The sequence below is a fragment of the Actinopolymorpha pittospori genome (genome assembly GCF_014873875.1).
GTDB lineage: Bacteria > Actinomycetota > Actinomycetes > Propionibacteriales > Actinopolymorphaceae > Actinopolymorpha > Actinopolymorpha pittospori.
Genome location: NZ_JADBEM010000001.1, coordinates 8,337,369 through 8,354,715, shown reverse-complemented (window position 1 = coordinate 8,354,715; position 17,347 = coordinate 8,337,369). Strand labels below are relative to the sequence as shown.

Genomic DNA, 17,347 nt, shown 5'->3' with positions numbered 1-17,347 from the left:
TCCTCACCTGGTCTGGGTGATGCGCGCTGAGGTGGGCTCGGCGGTCGGCCGGAGAGCGCGGCGACGGGGGCGGCGGGGGCGGCGGGCGCCGCCTCGCAGGACCCAGACCACGAAGACGATCTGGGCGGTCACCACCGACACCCCGAGTGGGATGTGCACGGCGAGATTGCCGGTGTAGCCCATGCCGATCTGCATCCCTTCCGCGAGGAAGAGCGCGAGACTGAACACCGCCGGCCACACCCGGCCGCCGCCTGGCCAGGCGTAGAGCACGCTCGCCGCGAGCTGGACCATGGAGACGGTCGAGATGAGGGTGGCGTTGACACTGTGGGGCTCGAGCGCGTCGAACTGGCCGCTCAGGTAGACGCCCGCGAGGATCGGCTGGGCGACCACCATCAACCCATGCAGCGTGGCGGTGGCTCGCAACAGCCACAGGGTGGCCCCGGGCCGGCGGGTAGCGACCCGCTCGGTTCCAGGGCTCGCGGTGATGTTGGCCCGCTGCACGTGACCTCCCCGATCTCGGTGCCGACGGTGCTGACTGGGCTCGACTCTATGAGTTGCCTGTCTACCCATGGAATCGGGTTTCGCCCCAGTTCCCGGTACCAGGTGGACCCTGAGTCCCCGTCAGGGTGCTCCCTGAACGCTCTCCTGGGTCGGTCCAGGAGGCTTCACGATCGGCGCGTCGATGAGTAGCCTGCTTACTTGTGAAGGCCGATATCGTGCGCGGACACCTCGACGCCCTGCTGCTCGCCACTCTCGAGGACGGGCCGTTGCACGGCTACGCCATCATCGAGGCGCTGCAGGATCGCAGCGGCGGCGTGCTCGACCTGCCGACCGGCAGTGTCTATCCCGCGCTTCGGCGACTCGAACGCGCGCGGTTCGTCACCGGCCACTGGAGCATCGTCGGCGGTCGGCGTCGCCGGACCTACCAGCTCACCCGGGCGGGCCGGCAGGAACTCGTCCGCGAGCGTGCCGACTGGAGCCGCTTCACCAGCGCGATCGGTGGGGTCCTGCGGAGCGACTCGTGATCGGCCCGCGCGCGTTGTCGATCCGGTTGTCGACCCTGACGGGCCGTGGCGTGGCGAGCGGTGCGTCGGTGGGGGAGGGCTGGCCGACGGACGACCGCCTGAGCACGGTCGACTCCTACGTCCGGACCGTCGGACGAAGGCTCAGAGGTCCGGTCGGCACCCGGCAGGGGCTGATGCGTGAGCTCGCCGACGGGTTGCACGACGCGACCGAGGCCCACGTCCGGAGCGGACTTCCGGTGGCGGCGGCGCAGGCCCGGGCCGTCCGGGAGTGCGGGCCGGTCGACGCCCTGGTCGCGGCCTACCAACCAGAGCTCGCGGCCTCGCAGGGGCGGCGGACCTCGATGCTCCTCGCGCTCCTCATGCCGGGCCTCGTCCTGCTCTGGGACGTCCCGTGGATGTTCGCCGGGGCGTGGAACACCCCGGCCCCACGCGCGGTCTGGGTGCTGTCCGACGTGATCACCTATGCTGGCCTCGCCGCCGGTGGCTGTGCGCTCCTGGCGCTGGCGTTCTTCGTCGCGGGTGCGCGGCTGCGCTGGTCGGTCGGGAAGTTGACCGGTGCGATCGGACTGCTCGGCGTGGTGGTTCTCGCCCTGACGTTGGCCTGTTCGGCAGCGATGGCGGTCCTCAACCCCGGCGACACCATGGCGGTGTTCGCGTGGTCCTGGATCGGGCTGCTGGTGGAGGCCGTCACCATCGTGGCGACAGGCTCGATGACGCTCTCCCTGATCCGTTCCCTGCGTCTCGCCTTCGGTCGTACGCCGGCCGCAGGCGTTCGGTCCGCGTCGGCGGTCGCGCCATGACGGCGACCCTCGAGACGGAGGTGCGATCCTCCGACGGGCCGATCGCGGCGTACCTCAGGTGTGTCGAACGCCGCCTGCACGCGCCGCGCTCGACCCGGCGCGAGCTCACCACCGAACTCGCCGACGGGCTCTTCGACGCCGCCGAGGCCTACCAGCGTGCGGGTGTTCCACCCGTTCTGGCCGAGGCCAGGGCGGTGCGGGAGTGCGGCCCGGTCGACACGGTGGTCGCGGCGTACCGGCCGGAAGTGGTCGCCCTGCAGGGACGGCGAACGGCGGCGTTGTTCGCGCTGTCGATGCCGGTGATGGTGCTCGCCTGGGGGCTGGTCTGGAGCACGAAGGCACCTGGACCACTCCCGTCGGGTCGCTGGCACCTCGGCTTCCTCTCCGGACTCACCGACTGGGCCGGGCTCGTCGGCGGAGTCGCCGCCATGGTGGCGGCAGGAGCGTTCGTGATCTCGGCTCGGCGGGCCTGGCCGGTGCGGCCGGTGGTCGCGGGCCTGGTCGCGCTGTGCGGAGCCTCGCTACTGCTCTCGGCCGGATCCTCGACGGTGATGGAGGTGGTGAACGTCACCGAGATCCGCCAGATCACCGCCGAATCATGGCCCGTCACCGCGCTGGGCTTCCTCACCACGGCGCTGACGGCGTGGCAGGTCGTGTCGTTGTGGCGCAGCGCCTGGCAGGCGCTGCGGAAGGACGCCTGACGCGTCAGCCCCGGCGCTCGAGCACGCTCGTGACAGCCAGGTTGTGGAAGCGCGGGCGGACCCACTGCATGGCGGTCGAGTCACGGCGTGGATGGACCCGGTTGGTGAGCAGGACGGCGTAGAACCCGAGCGTGGGGTCGACCCACAGGCTGGTGCCGGTGAAGCCGGCATGGCCGTAGGCGGCGGCCGTGAGCAGGTCGCCGGGTACCGTCCCGAGGATGTCGGCGCCCTGCCAGGCGAGGGAACGCCGATGATCCAGCGGGTCGAGATGGTCGGTGGCCGGACGCGTCATCACCGCGAGGGTTCGGGGGGCGAGGAGCCGTCCGTGTTCGCCCTGACCCTCGCGGAGCAGGGCGAGCCCCAGGCGTTCGATGTCGTCCAGGGTCGCGAACAGTCCGGCGTGGGCGGCGACGCCGCCCAGGACCTCGGCGTTCTCGTCGTGCACGGTGCCCTGGATCAGCCGGCCCCGCCACCCGCACTCCTCGGTGGCGGCCGCGAGTGGACGGACCTCCTCCGGTGGGTTGTACATCAGTCGCGGCATGCCCACCGGCTCCGCGACGTACCGGCGCACGAGCGCGTCCAGCGTCTGCCCGGACGCGGCCTCGGCGATGAGGCCGAGAATCATGAACCCCTGCGAGCTGTACTCGACCTGGGTGCCCGGCGCCGCGCGCAACGGCAGTTGGCGGACCGCCCGCAACAGGCTGGTCGGGTCGGTGTGGTCGCGGTAGAGACGCTGGCCGCCCGGGATACCCGAGGTGTGGGTCAGCAGGTGCCAGATGGTGATGTCGGCCTTGTCCGTGTCCGCGTAGACCGGAAGGTGCAGGGCGATCGGGTCGGTGAGGGCGAGCCGGCCCCGCTCCAGCAGGGCCATCACGACCAGCCCGACGATCGGCTTGGTGAGCGAGGCGAGGTCCCAGATCGTCTCCGCGTCCACGGGGTCGCCGCCCCACGCCCGGGTGCCGAGCAGGCCGCGACTCGCGGTGCCGTCGACGGTGCCCACCGACCAGGCCGCCGCCGAGAAGACCTGCTGCTCGCGCGCGGTGCTCAGGAAGGTGGCGAGGGGATCACGGGACTCAGACGTCAAGGGTCAACTCCTGCGGGGACGCGGCAGAGGCCGGCGGGCGGTGTGGATGGTGAGGTGCGGACGGCGGGGTACGGCGGACGGTCGGTCAGGGCGTGTGGTCGCCCTCCTCCTCGTTACGGCGTGCGTAATGAAGGACACGATCGAGGTCGACGTCGACACCGAGGCCGGCACCCTGGGGTACGGCGAGCTTTCCGTCCGACAGTGGGATGCGCTCGGTCAGGACGTCCTCCGCCGCGAGGTAGTACATCGCGTCCATGGCGTAGTCGAGCCGGTCGAGCGCCGCGGCGACCTGCAGGTGGCATGCCGTGGAGATACCCAACTCACCACCACTGTGGAAGTTGAGGCCGAGTCCGAACGCCTCGCAGGTGGCGGCGAGAGCCATGGTCGGTCCGACACCGCCCCACTTGTGGACGTCGGCGTGGATGATGTCGACCGCTCCCGTTCGCACCGCGGGAGCGATGTCCTCGAGGCGAACGACACACATGTTGGTGCACAGCGGAGTGGTGACCTGGGCGCGCACCTGGGCCATGCCCTCCAGCCCCTGGCAGGGATCCTCGAGGTACTCCAGCCCGATCTCGTCGAGTTGCCTGCCCGCCCACACCGAGGTGGGCACCGACCAGACCGCGTTGGGGTCGACGCGCAGAGGCAGGTCGGGCAGCGCGTCCCGGAGCGCGCGCATGACCGAGACGTCGAACCGTGCGTCGGTCGAACCCTTGAACTTCAACGCGCTGAACCCGTGCTTGTCGATGGCCTCGCGCGCCTTCTCGGCCAGTGCGGACGGGAGGTCGGCACGGCTCACGTTTCCGGCGTCGCCACGGGTGAGCAGGGCGGTGATGGGCACGGAGTCGCGGACCGCACCGCCGAGGTGGAGGTGGAGCGGGGTGTCGGCGGCGCGACCGGCGAGGTCGAGGAACGCCATCTCCAGCCCGGCCAGCGCGCAGTAGCCGATGTAGCCGTAGAAGAAGGGCGTCATCGAGCAGGTGCGACGGATCTGGGCGGTCGCCCGCGGGTCGACACCGACGAACTGGTCCTTGATCCGGTCGATCAGCGCGGCGGTGGGGCGGCCGTGCATCGTCTCGCCCCAGCCCTCGAGCCCGTCGTCGGTGCGTACGCGGATGATCGTGCGGGTCGTCCCGGCCTTGGACTCGAAACTGCTGGCGAAGATTGTCGTCAAGGGAACGTTGACAACCCAGACGTCGATGTCGGCGACGCGCATCAGGTCCCTCCGATCGAACGCGGGCCCCCACGTGCGCGGAGCACAGGTGTCTGCGGATCGTCGACTGTGACGAGCGGGCTTTTCCCCTGAATGCTAGCGGTCGATGCGGCCACCAGGAATCGGGGCGGAAGGCGCCGTGACCGGCCACGACCAGCCCCCCTCAGGCACAGACGGGCACGGTCAGGCACGGCCAGCCGCCCTCAGGCACAGACAGGCACGGACGGGTGAACGACGCCCGCAGCAGGGAAGCGCCAGTCGGAGGGGTCGAGCCGGGGCGAGGACGCGTCGATCGTCCTCGCCCCTCGGCGCGGTCCGGGCGTTCAGCCGAGCTGGACCGGCAGCCGCTCCAGGCCCCGGATCAGGCTGCTCTCCCGCCACCGCAACTGCTCCGGTTCGCCGCCGAGCGCGAGGCCGGGGAAGCGGGTGAGCAGCTTGCGGAAGGCGATCTCACCTTCGAGGCGGGCCAGCGGAGCACCCACGCAGTAGTGGATTCCGTGCCCGAACGCCAGGTGGCCCTGGGCGGCACGGCCGACGTCGAGCCGGTCGGCGTCGTCGAACCTGCCCGGGTCGTGGTTGGCCGACCCCAGGGAGACCAGGACGATCTCGCCCGGTGCGATCTCGACGTCACCGATCTGCACGGTCTCGCTGGCGAAACGCAGGGTGGCGAGGTTGACCGGCCCGTCGAAGCGCAGCATCTCCTCGACCGCACCCGGCACGAGGGAGAGGTCGGACCGCAGCCGCGTGAGCTGGTCGGGGTCGCGCAGCAGGGCGACGACCCCGTTGCCGATCAGGTTGACGGTCGTCTCGTGCCCTGCCACGAGGAGGAGGAACGTCATCGCGATCAGTTCGTTCTCGTCGAACCGGTCGTCGTCCTCGCGGGCCTGGACCAGGCCGGTGAGCAGGTCGTCCTCGGGCTCGGCGCGCTTCCTGGCGATCAGCTGGCTGAGGTAGCCCGCCATGGCGTAGGAGGCGGAGCGGATCTCCTCCTCGGTCGGGTTGTCGGCCACCACCACCGTCGACCAGGTCCGGAAGTCGTCGCGGTCCTCGAACGGTACGCCGAGGAGTTCGCAGATCACCGTCATCGGCAGGGGGAAGGCGAAGGAGTTGATCAGGTCGACGGGTGTGCCGTCGGTCGGGGCGTTCGCCGCCATCTCCTCCAGGAGTTCGTCGGTGATCGCCTCGATGCGCGGGCGGAGCGCCTCGACACGCCGGGACGTGAACGCCTTCATGACGAGCTTGCGCAGCCGCGTGTGGTCGGGCGGGTCGGAGCTCAGCATGTGTGCGCGCAGTGCCTCCGCGAACACGCTCTGGTCACCGAGGAGTTCGGGGTCGAGGTACTGGTCGAGCTTGCGGCCGTCCTTGAGGAGGCGCGGGTCGGCGAGCGCAGCTCGGGCCTCGTCGTACTTCGTCACGATCCAGACCTCCCAGCCGTGCGGGAGGGTGACCCTGCGGACCGGTCCCTCCTTCCGCAACTGGGCGTAGACCGGCTGGGGGTCCTGGAAGAAGGAGGCGTCAAGTGTCTCCGGTGCGTTCGGTGCCGTGCTCGCCATGCGCCCTCGCTCTCGGCTCGCGCCCGGCCGGCGGTGGTCGGGACTTTCGTCGTACTTCAGGCCGGCTCAACCCGGCTTCGGATCGGCATCGGCCGGCGGCGGACCGGCGTCGGACAGGTGCCTGACAGGTGTCTGACAGGTGTCTGACAGGTGTCAAGGAAGGGTCGTACCACAGGGTTGAACGTCGCAGGCCCCGCCGAGGATCCGGGTCCGGCCACGAATCTTCCTGCCCCGAAGCTACGGGCGGCCACCGACGCTTCGCACCGTACCTCCGGCGTGTGTGACGTGAGTGAGCGCTCCGAATCCCGTAGGCTCGCTGACCATGGCCCGTGCGTCCTCTCCCGTACGGCGGGGGCAACCCCGCTCGGGCACCGCCGCACGCGCGAAGTCCACCGCCCGCAAGACCACCACCAGCCGCGCCCCGGCCCGCAAGACCGCGGCCAGGCGGCCCGCGCGTGGCAAGTCCAACGGCAACCTGTTCGGCCGGTTCCTCACCGGCCTCGCCCGCTTCCTCGCCGCGATCTGGCTCGGCATCGCCCATCTGATCGGCGGCATCGTCCGCCGGATCGGATCGGGCGCGCGTGACCTCGACCCGGAACTGCGCCGCGACGGCGTCGGCCTGGCGTTCGTCGGTCTGGCCATCGTGGTGGCCGCGTCCGTCTGGTGGCGGATGCCGGGTGACGTCGGGCAGGTGATCCGCGGTGTCGTCGCCGGCACGGTCGGCATGCTCGACTGGGCGATCCCGCTGCTTCTCGCGCTCGTCGCCTGGCGCACGCTGCGCCATCCCGACCGCAACGGCCCGGGTGGCCGGCAGGCGATCGGTTGGGTGGCCATCCTGGGCGGCGTCCTCGGTCTGGTCCACATCAAGAACGGCCTGCCCCGCCCCACCGAGGGCGTCAAGAGCCTCGAGCACGCCGGCGGCGCGATCGGGTTCGTGATGTCGTCCCTCCCTTCCGACCTTCTGACCGTCTACGTCGCGGTCCCGCTCCTCGTGCTGTTGACCCTGTTCGGGGTCCGGGTCGTGGCGGGGGTTCCGCTGCACGCCGTCCCGCAGCGACTTCAGGACTTCTGGGCCCGCGTCCGTGACAAGGACGGCGACGAGAGCGAGACCGCCGACGGCGCCACGGCCGAGACGCAGGTCGACGCGGACGACGAGAAGACCCAGCCGCTGCGCCGGCGCGCGAGGCGTCGGGTCGGCGCCGCGGCCAAGGCGGAGGAGGACACCGAGTCCAACGGCGACGCGCCCTACGACTCGCCGGTGCTCGAGAACCGCGAGATCGCCAAGCGCGGCGGGCGCACCAAGGCGCTGGCGGCGTCCGGTAAGCACGAGGAGGCCGGGGGAGTCGAAGCGGCGGGCGGAGTCGAGGCCAAGCCCGAGGGCGACGCCAAGGCCGTGGAGCCGCCGCAGCACACCCCGCTGCCCCAACGGGTCGAGCAACTCGCGCTGTCCGGCGACGTCACCTACGTGCTACCCGCGAGCGACGTCCTCGCGCCCGGATCGACACACAAGCCCCGCACCAAGGCCTCCGACGCGATCGTCGACCGGCTCACCGAGGTGCTGGAGCAGTTCGAGATCGACGCCCAGGTCACCGGCTACACGCGGGGACCGACGGTGACGAGGTACGAAGTCGAGCTCGGACCCGCCGTCAAGGTGGAGAAGGTCACCGCGCTCAGCAAGAACATCGCCTACGCCGTGGCCAGCACCGACGTACGGATCCTGTCTCCGATCCCGGGCAAGTCCGCGATCGGTGTTGAGATCCCCAACACCGACAAGGAGACCGTCAGCCTCGGCGACGTCCTCCGGTCCAACGTCGCGCGCGGAGACCACCACCCGATGGTGGCCGGCCTCGGCAAGGACGTCGAGGGCGGCTTCGTGGTCGCCAACCTCGCGAAGATGCCCCACCTGCTGGTCGCCGGCGCCACCGGCTCCGGTAAGTCGGTCTTCATCAACTCGATGATCAGCTCCATCCTGATGCGCTCCACGCCCGACGAGGTGCGAGCCATCCTGGTCGACCCCAAGCGCGTCGAGCTGACCGTCTACGAGGGCATCCCGCACCTCATCACGCCGATCATCACCAACCCGAAGAAGGCTGCCGAGGCCCTCCAGTGGGTGGTGTCGGAGATGGACCGGCGCTACGACGACCTCGCGGCGTTCGGCTTCCGGCACCTGGACGACTTCAACAAGGCGGTGCGCACCGGCAAGGTCAGCCCGCCACCGGGCAGCGAACGGGTCCTGGCGCCGTACCCCTATCTCCTCGTCATCGTCGACGAGCTCGCCGACCTGATGATGGTCGCCCCGCGCGACGTCGAGGACTCCATCGTCCGGATCACGCAGCTCGCGCGCGCCGCCGGCATCCACCTGGTCCTGGCGACCCAGCGACCCTCCGTCGACGTGGTGACCGGCCTGATCAAGGCCAACGTACCGTCCCGGCTGGCCTTCGCCACGTCCAGCATGGCCGACAGCCGCGTCATCCTCGACCAGCCGGGCGCGGAGAAGCTGGTCGGTCAGGGCGACGGGCTCTTCCTGCCGATGGGCGCGAGCAAGCCGATCCGGATCCAGGGCGCGTGGGTCACCGAGGGCGAGATCCGCAAGGTCGTCGAGCACTGCAAGAGCCAGCTCCAGCCCACCTACCGCGAGGACGTCACCGCCGCCCCTGGTGCCAAGAAGGACCTGGACGACGACATCGGTGACGACATGGACCTCGTGGTCCAGGCCGCCGAGCTGATCGTCTCCACGCAGTTCGGATCCACCTCGATGCTGCAGCGCAAGCTACGGGTCGGCTTCGCGAAGGCCGGACGACTGATGGACATCCTGGAAAGCCGTGGCGTGGTCGGGCCGAGCGAGGGCTCGAAGGCGCGCGACGTGCTGGTCAAGCCCGAGGAGCTGGACGGCTTCCTGATCGTCCTGCGCGGCGGCGAGCCCGAGCCCGAGTCCGAGTAGGCGCACCTCCGAACCATCCCTCGCCGGTACGACTTCTCGCCGGCCCGCGCGTCGCCTCACGCGTCGCCTCACGCGTCGCCTCACGCGTCGCCTCACGCGTCGCCTCACCAGGGAACTGGCGTTCCGTCCCAGGAGAAGAACCCGCCGGAGGGCCCGTCGTCGGGCAGCAGCGCCAGCCGAACCGCGCCGGCCGCGGCCTCGGCCGGGTCACCACCACTGGCGGCGGCGGTGGCGTTGAGGTCGGTCCGCCGAAGACCGGGCGCGAGCGCGTTGACCTTGGCGCCGTCACCGGCAAGGGCGTGCGCGTAGTACACCGTGAGTGCGTTCAGCGCCGCCTTGGACGACCGGTAGGCGGCGAAGGTGCCCTGGTGGGGGAACTCCGGGCCGGTCGCCCAGGTCAGCGATCCCGTGCCGCTGGAGATGTTCACGATCCGGGGGCGCCCGGACCGTCGTAGGGCCGGCAGGAAGGCATTGGTCACCGCGACCACCCCGAAGACGTTCGTCTCGTAGATGTGACGGACGGTGTCGAGGTCCTCCCGGTCCGGCGTCTCGCCCCCGCCTGAGGTGCCCGCGTTGTTGACCAGGACGTCCAGCGCCCCGACCTGGCCGGCGGCTTCGGCGACGCTCCCGGCGTCGGTCACGTCAAGGACCAGCAGCCGGGCGTCGCCGCCGATCTCCTCGACGGCGCGCCCTCCGCGCGCGGCGTCCCTGGATCCGACGTAGACGGTCAGGCCCGCGCCCGCGAGCTGGCGGGCGATCTCCTTGCCGATGCCCTTGTTGGCGCCCGTGACCAGTGCGATCGATGTGTTCATGACGTCCACGGTGGCTGCCGGGACTGCCCTCGAACCAGGGACAATCGATACCAGGGTGCGGAACGGAGAAGGAGACACCGGATATGGCGAGAGGCGAATTGGCCCGATTTCTGCGCGACCGGAGGGAGAGGTTGCGCCCGGGCGACGCCGGCATGCCGGCGGGGCCCCGGCGCCGGACGCCCGGCCTGCGTCGCGAGGAGGTCGCGGACCTGGCCGCCATGTCGGTCGACTACTACGCCCGGCTGGAGCAGGCACGTGGTCCACGCCCGTCGCCGCGGATCCTGGCGTCCCTGGCGGACGCGCTCCGGCTCCCACCCGCGGAGCGGACGCACCTGTTCCGGTTGGCCGGCGTGGCCCCGGAATCACCCTCCGGCCCGCCACGAGAGGTTCGCCCGTACGTCGCCGGCCTCCTGCGCAGGATCCCGGGGACCGCGGCCATCGTCACGTCCGCCAGCTACGACGTGATCGCCTTCAACCCACTCGCCGGGGCGCTGCTCGGCGACATCCGTACCCAGCCCAACCTGGCGCGCCGGCGGTTCGTGTTTCGCGAGCAGGTGCTGACCACGGGCCACGAGGACTTCGCCGAGATCGCGGTGGCGCGACTGCGCGCGGCCGCCGACCGGTATCCCCGTGACGCGGCCCTGGCCGCTCTCCTGGCCGAGCTCAGGGCGGGGAGCGAGGAGTTCAACGAGATCTGGGCGGCCAATCCCGTGCGGGCACCCGGTCACCGGACGAAGAACATGACGCATCCAGAGCTCGGTCGGCTCCGCGTCAACTGCGACATCCTCACCGTCCCCGAGGACGACCAGCAGGTCGTGTTCATGACCGCTGACCCGGACACGACGACCGCCCGCGCCCTGCACCACCTGGCCTCCCGGGTCGCCTGACCCCTGCTCTCCGGATTCCAAGGCCGAATGTGGACGGCCGGCCCGCCAGCAAGACCTATCCCTGCGCGACCAATCCCGCGATCATGTGTGACGGGCCGGATTGCCCACGACTGTCTTTCTTCACGATCGCGAGGAGTGCCGCGTGCGCATTGCGGTAACAGGAGCCAACGGTCGGCTCGGCAGGGGAGTGGTCACCGCGGCGATCGCGGCCGGCCACGAGGTCGTCGCGCTGGACCGGGCCACGGAGCCGGGGCCAAGGCCGCACCAGGCGGGCTTCCCCGAGGAGCTTCCCGTTCCGGTCCTGCCCGTCGAGATCACCGACTACGACAACCTCCTCGGCCAGGTCCGTGGCTGCGACGCGTTGGTCCACCTGGCGGCCTTCGCCGGACCCCGCGGCAACAGCGCCCACGTGGTGCACGCCAACAACGTCCTGGGCAGCTACCACGCGCTGCTGGCCGCCGCCGAACTCGGCATCAACCGGGTGGTGTCGGCGTCGAGCATCAACGCGATCGGCGGCATCTACAGCCAGCACGTCCGCTACGACTACCTCCCGGTCGACGAGGACCATCCGACCTACGCGGAGGACGCCTACAGCCTGTCGAAGTGGATCGCGGAGCAGCAGGCGGACGCGATGGTCCGACTGCACCCGGAGATGACGGTCGCGAGCCTTCGCTTCCACGGCATCACCCCGCACCCGCCGACCCGCGAGGCGCGCACCGAGGAGCGGCTCGCGTTCGAGGCCGGGCACCTGTGGGGGTGGGTGAGCCTCGAGGCATCTGCCCGCGCCTGCCTGCTGGGGCTGACCGCCGACTACACGGGGCACGAGGCGTTCTTCGTGGTCGCGCCGACCACGACCAGCGCGATCGACTCGGCTGAACTCCAGGAACGCTTCTACCCCGACGCTCCGGTACGCCGACCGCTCGAGGGCAACGACGGCTTCTACGACTGCGCCAAGGCGAAGAAGCTGCTCGGCTGGGTCCACGACGCCTGACAACGGCCGATCCGGCCGCCGCAGCATCGGGACAGCATCCCGACAAGCATCCGACACCGACGTACGACGGGAAGGAATGCCATGAAGCTCGCCGAGATGGTTCCGTCCGCTCCGGAGTCCGCCGCGCTGGCGAGACTCGTCGTCCAGGCGGGGCTCGAATGGGCCGTTGGCGGGCTGCCACAGACCAACGGCGTCGACCGACGCGGCACAGACGCGCCGTGGGACTACCTTCCGCTGCTGTCGATGAAGCAGCGCTACGAGCACGCCGGCCTGGGGCTCGCCGTGATCGAGGCGCGGCCGCCGCTCGCGAAGGCGAAGCGCGGCCTGCCCGGGCGGGACGAAGAGATCGACACCGTGTGCACGCTGCTGGAGAACATGGGCCGGCTCGGCATCCCGGTGTGGTGCTACGAGTGGATGAGCGACTTCAACTGGCTGCGTACCGACACCTCCGTCCCGTCCCGCGGCGGTTCGCTGGTCAGCGGCTACGACCACGAACTGATGCAGCAGGCACCGCCCGCGGAGGCCGGTCCGATCAGCGAGGAGGAGCTCTGGACCAACCTGGAGTACTTCCTGCGCCGGGTCGTCCCGGTCGCTGAGAAGGCGGGTGTCAAGCTCGCCATGCACCCGGACGACCCGCCGATCTCCCCGGTCCGGGGCGTCGGCCGGATCATGCGCAGCGTGGAGAACTACCAGCGGCTGATCGACCTGGTGCCGAGTCCGGTCAACGGCATCACGCTGTGCCAGGGCAACTTCCGGTTGATGACCGACGACATCCCGGCCGCGATCCGGCAGTTCGGCGCGCAGAAGAAGATCTTCTTCGTCCATTTCCGGGACGTCCGCGGCACGGTGGAGAAGTTCGAGGAGACCTGGCACGACGACGGGCCGACGGACCTGTACGAGTGCCTGCGAACCTACCGCGAGGTCGGCTTCGACGGTCCGATGCGTCCGGACCACGTGCCGACCGTCGAGGGGGACAGCAACTCCCACCCCGGCTACTCGCTGTACGGCAGGCTCTTCGCGCTCGGCTACATCCGCGGCATGTTGGAGGGCGTCGCGCGCGAGGCCAAGGAACAGTAGGTCCGCCGGTCAGCGGGCGTCGTTCAGTCGCCACCTCGACGTGTCGGCTCGGCGACCCGGAGCAGGTCACCGGGCTGGCAGCCGAGCGCGTCGCACACCGCGGTGAGGGTGGAGAACCGGATCGCCCGGGCCCGGTTGTTCTTCAGCACCGACAGATTGACCACGGTGACGCCGACCCGCTCGGCCAGTTCGGTGAGGGTCATGCCGCGCTCGGCGAGGAGTTCGTCGAGCCGGCACTCGACCCGGTGACCGTCTGGGTCCTCAGCTCCCATCACTCCTGCTCCTGCTGCCGGCCGTGACTGGTGCGGTCGTCGTTCGTCGTGGCCATCAGACGAGTCCTTCGACGTCCTTGGTCAGTTGTTGTCCGCGTCGGAACGCGATGGCGACGACGGCGATCGCGGCGGCCACCACGAGCGGCTCGAACTCGTATCGCGGGAAGTAGCTCCAGATGGTGTCGACCAATGACGGCGTGTCGGTGACGTCGGCGACATGGTGGACGACGGCCCTTCCCGCGAAGCCCTCAACGAGAGCCGTCACGCTCGTGCCGACGGCGACCATGATCGCGATCACGCCGATCCGGCGGGGGTTCCGGCGGTCGAAGGGCCGGCCCTCGCGGATGGTCAACACCAGGCGTCGCAGCATCACCGCCCCGATGCCGACGCTGAGGTACGCGAGTGCGGAGGGCATCGTGGTGAGCAGGCGTAACCACCAGGGCAGCGCATCGACGATGTACTGGACCGAGTGGGCCGGCTGCAGGAACTCCAGGGACGTTCCCGTCGGGACGCTGACCCGCGGGTCGGGCGCGTCGGTCCAGACCCAGACGGAGCCACCCGATTGGGTCAGTTGGTAAATCGGAAACCAGAGTGCGCTGAGGATCGCACCCACGGCTGTCAGCAGGGCCGCCCGAGCGACGAGGTGGGTCGACAATCGGACCGAGCGCGACATCGGAGGCCGGTTTGCCTCCTTGGCGCCGCGGTCGGTCGTGGCTGACTGGTTGGAGCGAGACGTTTCCCCCATGGAAGGCTCCATATCGAAAGTCGATGGTATCGAGCAACGATAACCCCATCGAGAATCGATAGGCAACGGTGGAGGCGACCCACCTGAGGGCCGCCCACGAGCGGGCGTGCGGACCCCGATACGAGAGGATGGGCGAACAATGACTCAGCCCGCCGACTCCGCTCCCACCCCGGGCACCACGACCGTCGCCGTCGTGACGCTCGGCTGCGCCCGCAACGAGGTCGACTCCGAGGAACTCGCCGGCCGCCTCGCCGAAGGCGGATTCACCCTCGTCGAGGACGCCGAGAACGCCGACGCCGTCCTCGTGAACACCTGCGGCTTCATCGAGACGGCCAAGAAGGACTCGGTCGACCAGCTGCTCGGCGCCGCCGATCTCAAGGACGGTGGCCGGACCCAGGCGGTCGTCGCGGTCGGTTGTCTCGCGGAGCGGTACGGCGAGGAGCTCGCCGAGGCGCTGCCGGAGGCCGACGCGGTGCTGAGCTTCGACGACTACCCCGACATCGCCGACCGGGTCCGCGGCCTGCTCGCCGGTACGCCGCACGTGCCCCACGCCCCCCGTGATCGGCGCAAGCTCCTCCCGATCACGCCCGCGCAACGCGGTGAGGCCGCGGCCGCGACCGTGATCCCAGGTCACCGCGTGGTGGCACCCGACCTGCCCGAGGGTGTCGCTCCCGCTTCCGGGCCGCGGGTGCACCGGCGCCGGCTCGGATCCGGTCCGCTCGCGCCGCTGAAGCTCGCCTCCGGGTGCGACCGCCGATGCGCGTTCTGCGCCATTCCTCGCTTCCGGGGCGCCTTCGTCTCCCGGTCGCCGGAGGAGATCCTCGCGGAGGCCGGCTGGCTGGCCGATTCGGGTGTGCGCGAGCTGTTCCTGGTGAGTGAGAACTCCACCTCCTACGGCAAGGATCTCGGCGACCTCCGGCTGCTCGAGACCCGGCTGCTCCCCGAGCTGGCCGGGATCGAGGGCGTCGAGCGGGTCCGCGTGTCCTACCTCCAGCCCGCCGAGATGCGCCCCGGCCTGGTCGAGGCGATGACGCAGATCCCGGGTGTCGTGCCGTACTTCGACCTGTCGTTCCAGCACGCCAGTCCGACCGTCCTGCGCCGGATGCGCCGGTTCGGCGACACCGAGCGGTTCGTCGGGCTGATCGAGCAGATCCGGGCCGCCGCCCCGAACGCCGGCATCCGCAGCAACGTCATCGTCGGGTTCCCCGGCGAGACCGAGGACGACGTCGACGAGCTCTGCGCCTTCCTCGAGGCGGCGCGACTCGACGTCGTGGGCGTGTTCGGCTATTCCGACGAAGACGGGACGGAAGCGGCAGACTACGACGGCAAGGTCGACGACGACGAGATCGCCGCCCGCGTCGCCCGGGTCACCGAGCTCGCGGAGGAGCTCACCGCCCAGCGCGCCGAGGACCGGATCGGTGAGATCGTCGACGTCCTGGTCGAGTCCACCAAGCTCGAGGACGGCGACGACGGCGAGGTCGAGGGCCGTGCCGCCCACCAGGGGCCGGAGGTCGACGGGACCACCCGGGTTCTGGGAGCCGAGGGCGCGGCGGTCGGTGACGTCGTACGCGCCCGGGTCGTCGACACCGACGGTGTCGACCTGGTGGCGGAGACGCTGGCAGCGGGTGAGACGGAAGGCAGCGCCGGGTGACGGCGCCCGAGGCGGTGGGGAGGCCGGCGGTGACCGAGCTACCGAAGACGGCGCCGAGCGTCTGGAACGGCGCCAACGTGCTCACGGTCCTGCGCGTCGTCCTGGTGCCGGTGTTCGGATGGCTGCTCCTGCAGGGCGGGGGCGACGACACACCGATGCGGATCGCCGCCTTGGTGGTGTTCCTGATCGCCGCGGCGACCGACCGCTTCGACGGCGAGCTCGCCCGCCGCTACAACCTCGTCACCGACTTCGGCAAGATCGCCGACCCACTGGCCGACAAGGCGCTGGTCGGCATGGCCCTGGTCGGCCTGTCCATCCTCGGTGAGCTGCCCTGGTGGGTGACCGCCCTGATCCTGGTCCGCGAATTCGGGATCACTCTCATGCGGTTCCTCGTCATCCGCACCCAGGTCATCGCGGCGAGCTCGGGCGGGAAGGCCAAGACGGTCCTGCAGACGCTCGCCATCGTCCTCTACCTGCTGCCCTTCGAGGGTCCGGTGCACATCGCGGCCATGATCGTCATGGGACTCGCGGTCGTGCTGACGGTGGTCACCGGTATCGACTACGTGGTGAAGGTCGTCCGACCGAAGCCGGCCCAGGGGTGAGCGGCGTGAGCGGCGTGGGTGGAGAGTCCCTTGCCGGCCGGTGCCACGAACTCCTCCTCGGCCGCGGTGAGACCGTCGCGACCGCGGAGTCGCTGACCGGGGGGCTGCTCGGCGCCGCGCTCACGGAGCGTCCTGGGTCCTCCTCGACCTACCGAGGCGGGGTGGTGGCCTATGCCGTCGAGCTCAAGGCTCAGCTGCTCGGTGTCAGCGCCGAACTGCTCCGTACGCACGGTCCGGTTCATCCGCGCACCGCGGAGGCGATGGCCGCCGGTGCCCGGGAGCGTCTCGGCGCCACCTACGGCCTGTCGACCACCGGTGTCGCGGGGCCCGAGCCCCACGGCGACCAGCCGGTCGGCACCGTCGACGTGGCCTGTTCCGGACCCGCGGGGACCACGGTCCGCCGGCTCCAGCTGTCCGGTGGGCGGGACGACATCCGGCGGGCGACGGTGAGCGCCGCGCTCGAGCTCCTACGCGAGGCGCTCGAGTCCGTCGTGACCAACAGTTGATCAAGCTGGTGGTGTCCTCCGGCGCGCGGTGTCGTCACCTGAGCGCGAAGGCGGGTACGGTGGGTTCAGCTCACAAGCAGATGTCCGGGGTCGCTCCGGTAGCGGCGCCCTACGACACAACGAGGAGACACAGAGGGGAGCCACCGATGGTCCTGGTTCGTCACCTGTTGGGTGGCGTGCTTCGCCGCCAGCGTCTGCGGCGGGGGCTCACCCTTCGCGAGGTCTCCATCGATGCCCGGGTCAGCCTGGGCTACATATCCGAGATCGAGCGAGGGCAGAAGGAAGCCTCCAGCGAACTGCTCGCCGCGATCTGCACAGCCCTCGATGTCCCGTTGTCGGACGTTTTGCGCGAGGTCAGTGACGAGATCGACAAGGCGCAGACCCGCGTGCTCACGCCTACCGGCCGCCAGCCGGTGATCAGCAAGGTCACGTCGAAGCGAATCGAGACGAAGCGGATCGAGGCGCCCCGTCTCGACACGTCGAGGAT

Annotated in this window: 17 protein-coding genes and 1 pseudogene; 11 read left to right on the top strand and 7 right to left on the bottom strand. The window is 70.4% G+C overall.

From position 1 onward, the window contains the following. Nucleotides 1-3: 3 nt before the first annotated feature. Nucleotides 4-501, bottom strand: a complete 498-nt coding sequence (locus HEB94_RS38780) for a hypothetical protein (RefSeq protein ID WP_202896783.1) — start codon at nucleotides 499-501, stop codon at nucleotides 4-6. Nucleotides 502-701: 200 nt separating this feature from the next. On the opposite strand from HEB94_RS38780, the gene HEB94_RS38775 reads away from it, so the two are divergent. The 3 genes from HEB94_RS38775 to HEB94_RS38765 are packed head-to-tail and all read left to right on the top strand — an operon-like array spanning nucleotide 702 to nucleotide 2,526. After that, nucleotides 702-1,025, top strand: a complete 324-nt coding sequence (locus HEB94_RS38775) for a helix-turn-helix transcriptional regulator (protein WP_192754445.1) — start codon at nucleotides 702-704, stop codon at nucleotides 1,023-1,025. Further along, nucleotides 1,022-1,825, top strand: coding sequence for a hypothetical protein (locus HEB94_RS38770; protein WP_192754444.1), 804 nt, complete (start codon nucleotides 1,022-1,024; stop codon nucleotides 1,823-1,825). Before HEB94_RS38775 ends, HEB94_RS38770 begins: the two co-directional genes overlap by 4 nt. Next, the gene (locus HEB94_RS38765) at nucleotides 1,822-2,526 is read left to right on the top strand and encodes a permease prefix domain 1-containing protein (protein ID WP_192754443.1); all 705 of its coding nucleotides are present in this window, start codon (nucleotides 1,822-1,824) and stop codon (nucleotides 2,524-2,526) included. The genes HEB94_RS38770 and HEB94_RS38765 overlap by 4 nt, the downstream gene beginning before the upstream one ends. 4 nt (nucleotides 2,527-2,530) lie before the next feature. Here HEB94_RS38765 and HEB94_RS38760 read toward each other — a convergent pair whose 3' ends face one another. The 3 genes from HEB94_RS38760 to HEB94_RS38750 form a co-directional block, all read right to left on the bottom strand. Next, nucleotides 2,531-3,610 carry a serine hydrolase domain-containing protein gene (locus tag HEB94_RS38760; RefSeq protein WP_192754442.1) on the bottom strand — a complete coding sequence of 360 codons (1,080 nt, stop codon included), beginning with the start codon at nucleotides 3,608-3,610 and terminating at the stop codon, nucleotides 2,531-2,533. Between the two features lie 85 nt (nucleotides 3,611-3,695). Beyond that, complete coding sequence (locus HEB94_RS38755) at nucleotides 3,696-4,826, bottom strand: mandelate racemase/muconate lactonizing enzyme family protein (protein WP_192754441.1); 1,131 nt, start codon at nucleotides 4,824-4,826, stop codon at nucleotides 3,696-3,698. A 320-nt stretch (nucleotides 4,827-5,146) separates the two neighbouring features. After that, complete coding sequence (locus HEB94_RS38750; protein WP_192754440.1) at nucleotides 5,147-6,376, bottom strand: cytochrome P450 family protein; 1,230 nt, start codon at nucleotides 6,374-6,376, stop codon at nucleotides 5,147-5,149. A gap of 322 nt (nucleotides 6,377-6,698) precedes the next feature. Between HEB94_RS38750 and HEB94_RS38745 the strand changes: the two genes are divergently transcribed. Then, the gene (locus tag HEB94_RS38745) at nucleotides 6,699-9,317 is read left to right on the top strand and encodes an FtsK/SpoIIIE family DNA translocase (protein WP_192754439.1); all 2,619 of its coding nucleotides are present in this window, start codon (nucleotides 6,699-6,701) and stop codon (nucleotides 9,315-9,317) included. 104 nt (nucleotides 9,318-9,421) lie between these two features. On the opposite strand, the gene HEB94_RS38740 is transcribed toward HEB94_RS38745, so the two are convergent. After that, nucleotides 9,422-10,129, bottom strand: coding sequence for an SDR family oxidoreductase (locus tag HEB94_RS38740; protein ID WP_192754438.1), 708 nt, complete (start codon nucleotides 10,127-10,129; stop codon nucleotides 9,422-9,424). A gap of 83 nt (nucleotides 10,130-10,212) precedes the next feature. On the opposite strand from HEB94_RS38740, the gene HEB94_RS38735 reads away from it, so the two are divergent. The 3 genes from HEB94_RS38735 to HEB94_RS38725 all read left to right on the top strand — a co-directional run bounded on the left by HEB94_RS38735 (nucleotide 10,213) and on the right by HEB94_RS38725 (nucleotide 13,084). Then, nucleotides 10,213-11,016, top strand: a complete 804-nt coding sequence (locus tag HEB94_RS38735; protein ID WP_192754437.1) for a helix-turn-helix transcriptional regulator — start codon at nucleotides 10,213-10,215, stop codon at nucleotides 11,014-11,016. Nucleotides 11,017-11,158: 142 nt separating this feature from the next. Next, nucleotides 11,159-12,007, top strand: a complete 849-nt coding sequence (locus HEB94_RS38730) for an NAD-dependent epimerase/dehydratase family protein (protein WP_192754436.1) — start codon at nucleotides 11,159-11,161, stop codon at nucleotides 12,005-12,007. Between the two features lie 81 nt (nucleotides 12,008-12,088). Next, entirely contained in the window at nucleotides 12,089-13,084 is a 996-nt protein-coding gene (locus HEB94_RS38725) for a mannonate dehydratase (protein ID WP_192754435.1), read from the top strand. A gap of 23 nt (nucleotides 13,085-13,107) precedes the next feature. Here the strand turns inward: HEB94_RS38725 and HEB94_RS38720 are convergent, their stop codons facing one another. Together HEB94_RS38720 and HEB94_RS38715 are read right to left on the bottom strand one after the other, a co-directional pair. Further along, nucleotides 13,108-13,356, bottom strand: a complete 249-nt coding sequence (locus HEB94_RS38720) for a helix-turn-helix domain-containing protein (RefSeq protein WP_192754434.1) — start codon at nucleotides 13,354-13,356, stop codon at nucleotides 13,108-13,110. 55 nt (nucleotides 13,357-13,411) lie between these two features. Next, entirely contained in the window at nucleotides 13,412-14,101 is a 690-nt protein-coding gene (locus HEB94_RS38715) for a DUF2975 domain-containing protein (protein ID WP_192754433.1), read from the bottom strand. Nucleotides 14,102-14,240: 139 nt separating this feature from the next. Here HEB94_RS38715 and rimO point away from each other — a divergent pair, with 139 nt between their 5' ends. The 4 genes and pseudogenes from rimO to HEB94_RS55130 all read left to right on the top strand — a co-directional run. Then, nucleotides 14,241-15,752, top strand: a complete 1,512-nt coding sequence (gene rimO / locus HEB94_RS38710) for a 30S ribosomal protein S12 methylthiotransferase RimO (protein ID WP_192754432.1) — start codon at nucleotides 14,241-14,243, stop codon at nucleotides 15,750-15,752. A 29-nt stretch (nucleotides 15,753-15,781) separates the two neighbouring features. Then, nucleotides 15,782-16,354 (top strand): CDP-diacylglycerol--glycerol-3-phosphate 3-phosphatidyltransferase, encoded by a 573-nt coding sequence (gene pgsA / locus HEB94_RS38705; RefSeq protein ID WP_337918225.1) that lies wholly within the window; start codon nucleotides 15,782-15,784, stop codon nucleotides 16,352-16,354. A gap of 5 nt (nucleotides 16,355-16,359) precedes the next feature. Next, on the top strand, nucleotides 16,360-16,860 hold the full coding sequence (locus tag HEB94_RS38700; RefSeq protein WP_337918224.1) for a CinA family protein: 501 nt from the start codon (nucleotides 16,360-16,362) through the stop codon (nucleotides 16,858-16,860). Between the two features lie 146 nt (nucleotides 16,861-17,006). Then, nucleotides 17,007-17,240 (top strand): annotated as a pseudogene (locus HEB94_RS55130) (helix-turn-helix domain-containing protein); the annotation flags it as partial. Between the last annotated feature and the right edge of the window lie 107 nt (nucleotides 17,241-17,347).

What these genes read in the sequence shown, in the direction of transcription:
- rimO (WP_192754432.1), top strand. Translation starts at nt 14,241, where the DNA reads ATGACTCAGCCCGCCGACTCCGCTCCCACCCCGGGCACCACGACCGTC.
- HEB94_RS38735 (WP_192754437.1), top strand. Translation starts at nt 10,213, where the DNA reads ATGGCGAGAGGCGAATTGGCCCGATTTCTGCGCGACCGGAGGGAGAGG.
- HEB94_RS38765 (WP_192754443.1), top strand. Translation starts at nt 1,822, where the DNA reads ATGACGGCGACCCTCGAGACGGAGGTGCGATCCTCCGACGGGCCGATC.
- HEB94_RS38725 (WP_192754435.1), top strand. Translation starts at nt 12,089, where the DNA reads ATGAAGCTCGCCGAGATGGTTCCGTCCGCTCCGGAGTCCGCCGCGCTG.
- HEB94_RS38750 (WP_192754440.1), bottom strand. Translation starts at nt 6,376, where the DNA reads ATGGCGAGCACGGCACCGAACGCACCGGAGACACTTGACGCCTCCTTC.
- HEB94_RS38715 (WP_192754433.1), bottom strand. Translation starts at nt 14,101, where the DNA reads ATGGGGGAAACGTCTCGCTCCAACCAGTCAGCCACGACCGACCGCGGC.
- HEB94_RS38740 (WP_192754438.1), bottom strand. Translation starts at nt 10,129, where the DNA reads ATGAACACATCGATCGCACTGGTCACGGGCGCCAACAAGGGCATCGGC.
- HEB94_RS38755 (WP_192754441.1), bottom strand. Translation starts at nt 4,826, where the DNA reads ATGCGCGTCGCCGACATCGACGTCTGGGTTGTCAACGTTCCCTTGACG.
- HEB94_RS38745 (WP_192754439.1), top strand. Translation starts at nt 6,699, where the DNA reads ATGGCCCGTGCGTCCTCTCCCGTACGGCGGGGGCAACCCCGCTCGGGC.
- HEB94_RS38720 (WP_192754434.1), bottom strand. Translation starts at nt 13,356, where the DNA reads ATGGGAGCTGAGGACCCAGACGGTCACCGGGTCGAGTGCCGGCTCGAC.